This window comes from Phycisphaerales bacterium (assembly GCA_016699835.1).
Taxonomy (GTDB): Bacteria; Planctomycetota; Phycisphaerae; order Phycisphaerales; family UBA1924.
In genome coordinates this window covers 420,760-432,953 of record CP064987.1, presented here as the reverse complement: position 1 = coordinate 432,953, position 12,194 = coordinate 420,760, and the positions used below count along the sequence as shown (strand labels likewise).

Sequence of the window (12,194 nt, the reverse complement as noted above, 5' to 3'; positions counted from 1 at the left end):
CTTGAGGCCGCGGGTCGGAGGTGTTGGACGTGCCGAGTAACGTGTCCGCCGCGTGACCGGCGATTACTTGGCGTACTTCACCGAGCAGCCATAGGCCTTGGTCTCGGCCTTCTCGACCTTCTTGCCGGCGAGAATCGCATCGAGGGCGGCGGAGACGTAGTTCATCTTGCCGACGGTCTTCGCGTCGTTGTTGTCGTCGATGGCGCCGTGGTAGGCGATGACGCCATCGGTCCCGATGATGAAGAACTCGGGCGTGCGCTTGGCGCCATAGGTCTGCCCGACGGTGCCCGACTCATCGAGGAGGACGGGGTAGTCGATGCCATAGTCCTTGCGGGCCTTGACGTTGCGGTCCTGGCCATAGCCCTGCTCGCCGGGCGCGCCGGAGTTAATCGCGACCCACGAGATCTTCTTGTCCTTGTACTTGTCGTAGGTCTCCTTCATCGTCTTGGCGTGCTCGTGGTGCTTCTTGACGAAGGGGCAGTCGGGGTTGAACCACTCGATGACAACGACCTTGCCGTCCTTGGAGAGGTCGGCGAGGGTGACCTCTTTGCCATCGGTGGAGGTGAGTTTGAACTCGGCGGCCTTGTCTCCCACGCTCAGTCCTTTCGCTTTGGCTTTCTCGGCGGACTTGTCCTGAGCCTTGTCGCCCGGTTCGGCGAGCGCGAAGGCGGAGGCACCGACGACGGCGAGCGACGCCGCGGCGATGAGGCCGGTGAACATCCGACGAGAGTTGAACAGGCGATTCATGCGATGCATCCTTTCAAGGTTCTCGCGTGCGGGCCTTGGGCGACAAGCCGGGGCCGCGTCGACGCGAGGAGAACTGCACACTCCATCACGCAATGGTATTAGGGTGATGTGGTCTTGGGTGTCTGGGCAGGCTGGGAAGGAGCGGAAGAGGCGGGTGTCGATTTTGACGATGCCGGATTCGATGAAGATGGCGTCGACGGCGAGACCGGAACGGCCTTGACGGGCGGCAGGACCTCATCAATGCTGACAAACACCGGCTTCTTAGAGTCGGGAAGCGTGAACTCGAGGAGTCCTCGCACGCGCCGGATTTCTGTTTCAGATTCAGGGGCTTCGAAACGAATCGTCAGGGCGTCCTTGGCCGCGATGCCATCAGCAATCAGGTTGATCGGCGTGGGAATGTCGGTGGCGGGGTAGAAGGTGAGGGATGTCGCGCGTGGAACACTGAGCGTGAGCGTCGTGGGAGTGGACTTGGTGACCGCCTTGTGAGAGGGCACTCGCGCGGGAAGGCGTTCGCGCGACGCGACGATGAGCGGCGCGTCCTTGGAGGCCTCGGCGGACGCCGCGTCGTGCAAAGCAGCGAGGGGCATGCTCGCGGTCGCTGTCTCGGGAATGCACGCATCAGAGCAGACGAGCAGGTCCACGCTCACGCCGAGCGTTGCGTCCTTGGGGATTGTCGCCGACGCGTTCACGTGCACGGGGAAAAGAATCGTGACGGTCCCCTCGTAGATATGGTCGAGGATGTCGCCCGGCGAAACATGGCGATGCGGCGCGGGGAAGATCGGCTCGCCGACCTTCACGCCCTGGGGAACGGTCCACGAGAATCGCGGCGTCATGCCAGTGTCGTTGAAGGTGTCGCCATAGATGTGCCAGTCCTTGGCAATCGTGAGCGAGACGCCAATGGTGGAATCGGAGCCGGCACGGAGGGCCGTCGTCTCCGAGATGAGCCGGGCCGAGACGTGAGCCTCCGCGGGGGTGTCAGCGTGGGCGAACGAGGGATGGATCATGGCGATCGGTGCGAGAGCCAGGGCGATGATGTGTGAATGCTGCATGACGTGCTAGTTTCGATGTCGACGGGACCGTGGAGTTTCAATCAACTACGACCCGGCACACTCCCGGTCCGGCATGCACTTCATCGGACCCCAAACGAGAGGATTGCTACGCTCCTCATGATGATCCAACGAACCCATGCCGTCATGATTGCCGGATTCCCGCGATTTGTTCTATCGTTGTTTGGTGCCGGGCACACAGGGCTCCGCCGTCTCATTTTTCGCGGACTCCTTGTGCTGACGCTGGGTGCCGTGGTGATCTCTGGGGGCGGGTGTCGCGGGAGTGGCGTCCGAGACACGGATATCAGGTACGTCCGAGTGGATCAGGTTCGCAGCGTCGTGGATCCCCAAACCGAACGCGAGCGGGCGCAGAACGTGCTTGTCGTCGACCCCCGGACCAAAGACGATTACGAGGCCGGGCACCTGCCCATGGCCCGCAATCTGCGGACGACGCTCGCCCTTCCCGAACGCGACGTGGACCCGGTCTTCAACGGGTACAACTCGATCCTGGTCTATGGCACGAATCCGGGCGACGCCGTGGCGCGGGCCATGGTGAAGCGGCTGATCGCGGGGAAGAAGACGGCCGTGCTCTTCGCGGGGGGCGTCGAGGAGTGGACCAAGAACGGCGGGCAACTGGAGACCGGGCCCGACCCGCTCGCCGACACGATCGACGATACGTCGACGCGGCTGCTGCCCGACTGATCCACATTTGGCGAGTGTTCGAATAAAGAAAAACGCCCGCGAGTGTGACTCGCGGGCGTCTAAATGTTGGAGTTCGCGAAGACTGATTACCCGATCTGGGCGAGGGTGTTGACGAGGCCGAAGGGGGTTCCCGTGGTGGTCCAGCCGCCACCCAGGAGCAGGTCGTAGTGGGAGAAGGCCATGGCAAACTGCGTGCTGGCTGTGGCGTCGATGCCGTAGGAGAAGGCGCCGGTTCGACCCGAGCTGACGAGTTCCGGGCGCTGGTCGAGGCGGAGTTGGGCAAAGCCGCGAGCGTTCACGGTGATGGGGATGAGCGACGTGCCGCCGTCGGAGAAGAGGAGTTTCACGTTGACGGTGACGTTGACACCCGCGGGGTTGTGGAAAGTGAGGGTGTCGAAGGTGGAGGTCCCCGCGTTGGCCGCGTTGAGGAAGCCGTCGGCGAAGAGGAAGCGTGTGCCGGCAGTCATGAGGGCGGCGGCCGCATCGGCATCGCCCCGGCGTGAGTCGCTTCCCAACACCGAGACGGGTTGTGAAGAAACGAACCGCAGGCCGATCGGCTGGTTGTTGACCAGGCCCAGTTGCGTGCCCGTGAGAACGACCTGAGAGTGGGCCGGAACCGAGACAAGTCGAGAGAGTGGTGTCAGCGGCGCGAGCATGTAGTTGCCCGTGATCTGGACCTGGGCCGTGACCGAGGTCGGGTTGAAGATAACGACTTCGGCCTGGCTGTCGGTGCCCTGCGTGAGGTTGGTGACCGCCTGGATGGTCGCGGACTGATCGCCCAGAGCGCCGAACGCCGCGCCGTTGCCGGCGAGCGAGTAGTGACTGAGCGAGGCCACGACGCCCTCGAAAATCGCGGCGTTCGCGATATCGACCGGCGTCGCCGTGAGCGTGACGCTGAACGTCCCGACGGGGAAGTTGGCGATGTCGTTGATCGCCCAACCGCCGCGACGCTGGGCGTCCCAGACCTGGGAGATGGAGACGGGCGCCTGCCCGGCCTGGTAGGCCGTCAGCGTGACGTTGATGGGGAAGGTGGCGGGGTTGTAGAAGACGATGAAGTCGAGGTTGCCGCCGGGGCTTCGCTCGACGCGGGCGAAGTTCCAGGTCGAGTCGAGTTCGGAGGTGAAGGGATCGCCGACCGAGCCGTTGAAGTCGTAGTGAGAGAGCGTGGCCGAGAGCGGCTGATCGGAGACGATCTCGATGGCATAGGGGGTGTCCGTGCGGAGGCCCGCGACACGCCCGTTGAGCGCGTCGGCGAGCGTGACCCGCGTGGTCGAGTTGGCCGCGACAGTGCCGCCCGGGATCGAGGTGAGCAGCGTGCCCGTCTCGTACCAGATGTTGATCGTGTACGTCGAGGCGACGGCATTGGGATTGGAGATCCCGATGAACTCTCGCGTGCTGTCGGTGGTGTAGCCCTCGGGATAAAAGAGGCGGTGCACCGCGGGTTGGGTGCTGACGCGGATGGTGTACGACCCGACCGAGTCGCCGACGCCATCAACGATGATCCAGTAGGTTGTGTTCCCCGGGGCGAGGAAGGCGAGGTTGGCCTGGACGCCGGGGAGGCCCGAGTCGTCGAAGCCGACGGTGGCCGTCGGCGCCTCGGTCGCCGCGTTCACGACGCGAACGTTGGCGTCGAGGAGCGAGCCGTTGGGGGCAATGACCTGGACGAAGACCTGCTGAAGCCCCGAGTAGTTCCCGGTGGTGAAGCGGAAGAGGTCACGGTCATTGGCGACGTCGATGCTGTCGGAGGCCTCGGCATATCCGTTGCGCGGATTGACGCTGAGAACAGCGGGCTGGTTGAAGTCGATGACCGACGGGTCGGACCCGCCGCCGCCGCCCGTGGTGGGCCCGGCGACGTTGACGTTGTACTGCCCGGTGGTCGTGCCACCAGAGACGCCGGTGGTCGCCGCGACGAGGATGTAGTAGGTCGTGCCCTGGGTCAATCCCGTGAAGGAGAATGACGCGGGCTGGAGGGCGCTGGTGGCGACGAACTGGGTCACCTGGGTGAAGGTAGAGTTGAAGATGGTGACGGTGGGGGCGAGGCCCTGGGCCGTGTCGGAGAGCGGCGTGACCGTGATCGACCACGTCCCGTCGCGGATCGCCGTGAACCTGTAGAGATCGGTGTCGCCCGCGTAGTTGATCTGCGGGTTGCCCGCATCGCCGAAGTCCGCCGCACCGATCTGCCCGACCCCTGATGTCGGATTGATCGGGATCTGCGTGGCGATGTTCCACTCGGTCGCGTTCGCGTGGTCATCAATCGGCGGCGTGGCGATGTCGAGCGTGTAGGCGCCCGTCACCGCAGTGTTCACGTTCCCGCCAACTTCCTCGATCGGCTCGACCACGACGAAGTAGTTCCTTCCTCGAACGATCGTGAGATCCAATGTGATGGTGTTCGCGCCGGCGTCGTCGGGCATCGTGGCGGAGACGATCTCCGTCACCGGACCGAGCGCCGGATCGGAGTAGACCGTGACCCGAGCGCGAAGGAGGCTCCCCGCGTTCCGCGTGAGTGTGACCGTGCCATCGCCCGTGGCCGTCCCCGTGAAGGTGAAGAGGTCGGTGTCGGTCGCGGTCTCGACGTTGCCGGCGAGATTGCCCAAGCCGGTGAAGGGATCGAGAGGCACGATCGATGCGACGGCGAACTGGCTCGTGTCGCGATCGGCGCCATTGAGCGGCGCGTCGGGGTGGTCGTCGCTGGGCGTAAAGACGAGGTTCACGTTGTACGAGCCGATGCCCGCGGCGAGGTCGGCGTCGGTGACGACGATGTAGTAGTACGGATAGAGGCGCGCCGGGTCGGCCTGCGGCGGGAGGATCTGGCGATCCGGAGTCGCCGAGAAGCGGGCCCGGGCGTTGAGCGTCCCGCCCGCGATATCGTCGTTGTTGGCGGCGATGAGTTGGTAGATCGCGTTGCCCGCGGGATCCTCCGAGACCTCCCAGACCTGCACGGCCGGGTTGAACCCCGGGCTGGTCGCGGAGACCGTGACGGTGTGGAACCCGAAGGTGGTCGAGGTGAAACGGAAGACGTCGGAATCGCCGGGTGCTTCGATCGTCCCCGAGCCGGAGCCGAGGCCCTGGAAGTCCTGGACGTCGAGATCCGTCGCCTGCCACCACTTGCCCTCGTCGGCGTGGTCATCAACAGGCGGAACACCGGCGACGGAGAGCGTGTACGCGCCCTCGGCCGTGCCGTTGCCACCCACGACAACATAGAACCGCTGTCCGGTCGTCGCAGGGACGGTGGCCCGTGTGGAACCTGGCGCGACGATGATCCCGTTCGCGATGGTGTTCCCGTTGGCGTCCTGGATGGTGACGTCGGGGACGAGCGTGCCGCTGGTCCTGGTGGCGGTGATGCTGAGCGTGCCGTTTCCGGGAGCGATGAGGGTGTACGTGTCCGTGTCGGCGAGGTTGTTCGGCGTGTTGTTGATGACGCCGTCGACGCTTCCCGTGCCGATGGTGGACGATCCGAAGACATCGTCGATGGGAATCACGGTGGCGCGAGCAAGCGCGTTGTTGGCGGCTCGGTTGACGTGATCGTCCTGGACAGTCTGCCCGTTCTCCAGGTCCGACGGGATCGCCGTCATCTGGTGGATCAGGATCTGGTACGAGCCGATAGCGCGGCGCCAGTCGATCTCGCGATCGAGGATCCGCTCACGAGCCGCTGCATTCTCATCGGTCGGCGAGGGAGAGCCGTCGATCCACGCCTGCCCCGACTCGACCTGGATGAAGTACGTGTTGCCGGCGACAACATGGAAGACGGCCCGCGCGTCACGACGCGTGAACGTCACCGGGCCGACACCACCGACCGTCTCGGGCGCGACATACGCAGTGGAGACGGCGTTGTTGTCGTTGTTGTAGACGATCTGCGAGAAGTCGTTGTCGAAGATGCGCACCGCCGAGTCGAGCGGGCTGTTGTAGGTCTTGGTCTGGACGGTGTAGTCTTGGGTGCCCTCGGCGAGGTCTACGTCGAGTTCGCCAAAGAAGTCCGTCAGATTGCGTGTGGCGATGCGAACCTCAACGGTTCCCGTGAACTCGGCACGGAAGTTCCAGAGGTCGGTGTCGTCGATGGTCTGGATGCTGCCGAGGTCGCCGAAGTAGGTGTGGCTGCTCGGGTCAAAGGGATTGGTGAAGAGAGTGCGGATGGTGCTGCCCGCGGGCTGGGCATCGGTTCCCTGATTGGCCGAGCCGTCGCCGGTGTTGAGATTCGTCGTGATATGGAGCGAAGTGTCGAAAGCCCGCTCGTTAGGCTCCTCGACGAGGGTGGTGCTCGCGGAGTCGTCGCGCACGCCATCGGGCGGGACGGAGATGTCAGGCACGAATGCGTCCACCGTGAGCGAGATGTTGTATCGCCCGGTCCCGGAGTTGTTGAGATCGGTCACCTCGAGGTAATAGACCTCGCCGCCCCAGAGTTTGATGCCGCCCAAGCCGTCCGCGGGAAGGACACCCGCGGTGGTGAGCGGGTTGATCATGCCCGCGGGATCGGGGTTGGGCAGCGCGATGGAGTTTGAGCCCGTCTGATCGAACGCGAAGACCTCGTCGAGGTTCGAGTCGAGGATTCGAATACGCACGTTCTCGAACCCGCCGAAGGTCGGGTTGACGACTACGCCGAGGCGAGACGCCGGACGATCGTGCCTATCCCATCGCAACGGGTTGCCATCGTCGAACGGCGCGAGCACGAAGACGGTCGCGTCTTGCTCGGCGGGATCGCCGACGTCGGCCTGATCCGTCGGGCCGTAGTCCTCCGCCGTGCTGTTCGTCACGCCACCGAACATCGCCGAGTAGGTGAAGAAGTCGCCGAAGGGCCCTGTATCCGCGGAGACTTGGGCGACATGGTTGACGGGGAGAACACTGCCGTCGGGAAGCGTGATGTCGACAAAGTCGCCGCCGAGCCACAGGGCCTCTTGCGGGTTGCCGCTGATGAGAGCGGACTCGACGCCCGGCTCCTGCGTGTCGACGAACGTCGTGAGCGTGCGGACGGGCGCGTCGAGCGCTCCCAAGCCCGCAAGGAAGCCGTCCTGCCAGGCGCCGCCGTTCCAGATCCCGATGAAGCCGTCGTGGTCCGTGAAGTCGCCACCGGCGACAAGGAATCGGAAGGCATCAGCAGGCGCCCCATTGATCTCGGGCGGGTTCCACGTGGTGAGCGCACGGACGGCTCCGTTGGTGCCGGTGCCGACGGGGTTCCACGTGAGATACTGCTCGTTGGGTGGCGTGCCTTCCGGGGTCACTGAGCCGAACGTCACGATATTGGGAGAGGTGTTCGTGCCGCCGAAGTTGGGCGTGCCCGCGGTTGTGAAGAGTCCACCGATCGCGAGCACCTCGCCGGCGGGGCGCACGCCGTCGCCCGGATCGTCCCATGTGGTAAGCGAGAAGATCTCGGGATTGGGGCCACCGTTGACTGTGGCGGCAGGGCCTGCGTTTGCAAATGGCCCGAACTTCACGGGGCGCATCACGTCACCCTCGTTGGCGTACGCCGCGATGTTCTGGAAGGGAATGTTGGGACCGAAAGGAGCCACGGCATCCTCGTCGTCCAACTCTTGGAAGAAGGGGAGCGTGTTCTGCACCGGGCCGCCGTTGGCGCTCACCGTGTTGAACCGACCCCCGATGAACAACATGTTGGGCGGGTCGGACGGATCGGGAATCGGGGGCGTGCCGCCCGAATCGCCCGCTCCGGGATCCGGCGGGTCGTACTCGTCCAAGGCGTTCACCGGGCCATTGAAGGTGAAGTTGTCGATCCCGTCGCCGAACATGACGAGGAAGCCCTGGTTTCCGATGCCACCGCCGATGGCCAGGCGCTGGGTCAGGTCGTGATCGATGGTTTCCGCACTTGGAGTAAACGACGAGAGTGCGCGAACGGGCCCCGTGATTCCGGCCGTGATCGCCGGGTTCAGTCCGGCCCAGCCGAACTCGCCAGTGTTGAAGTCCTGCAGCCAAAGGGCGATGTTGGTCAACGTGACCGGGCCTTGCGGCGTCGGAATCACAAGATTGAAATCGCCGCCGACAATTAGAATGTGGTCCGTCATCCCCTCGGGCGCAGTGTCCACGCCTGGTGTTGGATCAAAGTCGAGGAGGGTGTACAACTCGGGATTCGTCGTCGTCGCCGTCGCCGGATTATCCACAAATCCAAGTTGACCGTTGTTCGGATCGAATCGCTGATCGCCCGTGAACCACCAGTCGCCGCCGTCCCACACCGTCAGCCCGCGTGAGACCGTGGGCAGCGCCGCGTTGCCGCCGGCGCGCGTCAATCGACCACCGACAAAGAGCGATGTGCCCGCGTCGTCGTTGTCGCCCTGGTAATCGCCCAGCATGTCCACAGGGGGCACGAACTGGAAGAGGTCCACGTCGCCCGCGTCGTGAATACGCCCGGTCGCGAACGCGGTCTGCTGCCAGGTGACGTCGCGAACGAGGTTCCCGTTCGCGTCGAACGTCTGGAACGGCGCGTTGAACCGAAGCGCCGTCGCCAGGCTCGCCTGGAGCAGGTCCGACTCGGTGTTCCCCGCGGGCGTGTCGATCTGGTCGTCGATCCCGAGCGACGGATCGAACGTGTGGTTCGACTCGATGAACAGGTTGTACTGGACGCCGTTGTTGACCTGGAACCCGTCGACCACGACAAAGTACGTCTTCCCGCCATCGAGTTGCACCTCGAGCTGCGGCGAGAGCCCCGAGAAGTTGTCGTTGAACGCGAGGAGATTCCCCGCGGAGTCATACAGGCGCAGCGCGGGATCGGTCACCGGGGCCAGGCCCGCGGGCGTCGCCGTGATGATCGTCAGGCCCGAGCCTTGCGCCACGAATCGATACACGTTGCTCTGGAACCCGGGCGTGGTCGCCGCCGGATCGAGCGCAGGGTCTGGATCATCGAAGCCCGAGAACGCTGCACCCTGATCGCTCCCCCGACGCGTGATCGGGCTCATGGCGTCGGGGAGTTCGTTCGACGAACCATCCGCCACGAGGAAGAGGCGCCCCACGCCGTTGGGCGACGTCGGGAGATTCGGCCTCACCTCGTCGCTCCGCACACGAATCCACAGCACCTCACCCGGGACCGTCACCAACGTCGTGAACGAGTCGTTCAAACGACCGGCGTCGCTGTCGAACGCCACGCGCGTGATCGCGCCGTTGCTCGAGGTCTGGCGATAGATGTCCAATCGCGTGTCCAAACGCTGCGCGAGATTCGCGACCGTGCTCTGGAGATTGAACGTGGCCAGCCCATTGAACTCCGGATCGTTCGGCACGGTCCACTTGAAGACCGCCTCGTCCTGCAGGATGTCGATGATCGCGGTGGGGGCGGCCGTCAAGTCCGGGGCCGCCGGATCGAACAACGCGGGATCACGCAAGATCCCCGTGTCCGGGTTCGATTCCACAAACGTCGAGTTCGTCCGCACGCGCAGCGTGTACGTCCCCGTCCCCACCGGCGCGCCCGTCGTGTCGCTCGACACGACGACGAAGTACGTCTGACCGGCCTCGCCGATGAACCCCGCCCATCCGTCACGGGCCGTGCCCGTGGAGAGGATCCCGTTCGTGTTCCCGGTCGCCAGTGGCGTCGTCAGGTCGCTGGCGCGGAAGACCGAAACCTTCGTATTCAGGGAACTCGTCGGCGTCTCGTTCGCCGTGTCCGCCAGGATGCTCACAAAGTTCGTGTCGCCAGGGTTCCCGGGCATCACGAACTGGAAGAAATCATTGTCCGTCGTCGGCGTCGCGGGTGTGATCGCTCCGCCCTGGCTTCCCTCGCCGTTGGTCAAGAGCACAGGCACCGCCGTCGCGAACGACCCTTCGAGGAGGGTCCTCTGCTCGAGTCCTTCCAGCATGAATCGCGGCGTCTGGCGTGACCCGGCGCCCGTTCGAGATACGCCCAGCGCTCGACCCACACGCCGCATCAACCCCCACGGCGTCACGCGGTCGGTCATCGACTGCTCGGCTTCGGTGCGGAAACGAACGGCGCGATGGACGTACTTCATAGCGATCTCCAATCACTCAACTGCGCGAGAGAAGCGTCATGCTCGCTCGCGGCTTGTGCTCCGGCAAACGCCGCCGTCGCGGCGCCCGCCTTCGTCCCACCCACTCGAGATCTGCACTGGCGACGACGCAATGCCTCTCGCAGACTCGGGATCGATGGCCGAACTCCCGTATCGCGACGCGTAGCGGCATCCAGCGCCCAGGGACGCGTCGCGTCCAGAGCGCTCTGGGGCGTTCTCCCGTGAGGGTGAACACTTCCCGTGCGACACAGCATAACAAAGTTCGGCCCGGCGTGTCCAGTGGCACTTTCAACACCCGAAACCAAACAGATCCCTTCTGCTAGACCCGTCTTTGTTTCCGTGGGTCATGAGATCACCGCCGGCAAGCCCGCCGCCCGCCGCACCGCCGCTGCCGCCAAAATCATTCCAGGGTCATAGATCGGAATCATCGAGGTCTCCGCCGTGACCACCATGGGCGCCTCGCTGCACCCGAGGATCACGCCGTCGCACCCGCGTCGAGCCAGGCTCTCGATGATGCCATAAATCGCCAGCCGAGACTCGGGGCGGCAGTCACCGTAGATGAGTTCGCCATAGATGATCTCCTCGAGTTGATCCACCTCGCGGTCCTCGGGGAGGACGACCTGGATGCCCTTGAGGCCCAGCGGCGTCTGGTAGGTGGACGACCGTGTCACGAGTTTGGTCCCGATCACGCCGACCTGCTTCCGAGAGTCGCGGGCGATCGCCGACGCGACGAGGTCGGTCATGGCAATCCACGGAATCGTCGAGTTGGCCTCGGCCAAGGGGATCGCATGCTGCACGGCATTGTCGGGCGTCACGCACAACTCCGCACCCGCACGCTGCACGATGTCGGCGCTCCGCCGCAGCAGGTCCCCCACACGGACCCAGTCGTTCTTGCGGATCGCGTCGATATACAGCGCCAGCGGCTCGTTGTGCAGCGTGATCCGCGGCTGCTCCGTCGGAGACAGCATGTCGCTCGCCTGACGCGCGATCTCCCGATAAAAGAGCGTCGCGCCCTCGGGACTCACTCCCACGATGCCGATGTGACGGCTCATGCGTGCTCCTGTGCGCTCCGACCAACCGCGCCCCGGCGATCAGTCCATGGCCCGCGCCACACGCCCGATCGCCGTCGAACCAGTTTATCGCCTCAACACCCGCCCCGGCGGATCGGTGTAGAGTCGGGCATGACCGAGTCCGGGCATCTCTCTCACGATCCCTTCGCGACCCTAGGGCTTCCGCGTCGATTCGACCTCGCCGAGGCCGACATCGCCCGCGCCCACCTCCGCGCCATCGCGCTCGCCCATCCCGACGTGGCCGGCGCGGATTCCGAACAACTTGCCGCCGAACTCAACGCTGCCAGGGACCAAATCGCCAACCCCGAGTCGCGGGCCGAGTCGCTCCTCATGCTCATGGGTGGCCCGGCCAAGGGAGACGACAAGGGGCTTCCACCGGCATTCCTCATCGAGGTGATGGAGATCCGCGAGTCGATCGAGGCAGATCTCGCCGATGACGCCGTCGCCGCACGCGCGAAGTGGGGGGCGTGGGCGACGACACGTCGCCACGAGCACGCCGCCCGCGTCGCCGAGTTCTTCGCGAAATCGCCGCCGGATCTCGCCGGCGTGCGCAAGGAACTCAACGCCTGGCGGTACATCGAGCGCCTCCTCGAGCAACTCGACCCCGCCTACGACCCCAATCGTGCCGATTTTCGGACTTGAGTTGCCCCTCCTATCAGCCGATACCGAAGATT

Annotated in this window: 6 protein-coding genes; 2 read left to right on the top strand and 4 right to left on the bottom strand. The window is 64.9% G+C overall.

Annotation, left to right across the window (positions count from 1 at the left end; translation table 11 throughout):
• Positions 1 to 63: 63 nt before the first annotated feature.
• Both IPK69_01740 and IPK69_01735 read right to left on the bottom strand, forming a co-directional pair.
• Complete coding sequence (locus tag IPK69_01740; GenBank protein QQS09371.1) at positions 64 to 747, bottom strand: thioredoxin family protein; 684 nt, start codon at positions 745 to 747, stop codon at positions 64 to 66.
• 98 nt (positions 748 to 845) lie between these two features.
• Entirely contained in the window at positions 846 to 1,796 is a 951-nt protein-coding gene (locus IPK69_01735) for a protein-disulfide reductase DsbD N-terminal domain-containing protein (protein ID QQS09370.1), read from the bottom strand.
• 336 nt (positions 1,797 to 2,132) lie between these two features.
• On the opposite strand from IPK69_01735, the gene IPK69_01730 reads away from it, so the two are divergent.
• On the top strand, positions 2,133 to 2,495 hold the full coding sequence (locus IPK69_01730; protein ID QQS09369.1) for a rhodanese-like domain-containing protein: 363 nt from the start codon (positions 2,133 to 2,135) through the stop codon (positions 2,493 to 2,495).
• A gap of 86 nt (positions 2,496 to 2,581) precedes the next feature.
• Here the strand turns inward: IPK69_01730 and IPK69_01725 are convergent, their stop codons facing one another.
• Positions 2,582 to 10,432 carry a hypothetical protein gene (locus tag IPK69_01725; protein QQS09368.1) on the bottom strand — a complete coding sequence of 2,617 codons (7,851 nt, stop codon included), beginning with the start codon at positions 10,430 to 10,432 and terminating at the stop codon, positions 2,582 to 2,584.
• Positions 10,433 to 10,794: 362 nt separating this feature from the next.
• Positions 10,795 to 11,502, bottom strand: a complete 708-nt coding sequence (locus tag IPK69_01720; GenBank protein QQS09367.1) for an amino acid racemase — start codon at positions 11,500 to 11,502, stop codon at positions 10,795 to 10,797.
• A 129-nt stretch (positions 11,503 to 11,631) separates the two neighbouring features.
• Here IPK69_01720 and IPK69_01715 point away from each other — a divergent pair, with 129 nt between their 5' ends.
• Positions 11,632 to 12,162 (top strand): hypothetical protein, encoded by a 531-nt coding sequence (locus tag IPK69_01715; protein QQS09366.1) that lies wholly within the window; start codon positions 11,632 to 11,634, stop codon positions 12,160 to 12,162.
• The last annotated feature ends 32 nt before the right edge of the window (positions 12,163 to 12,194 follow it).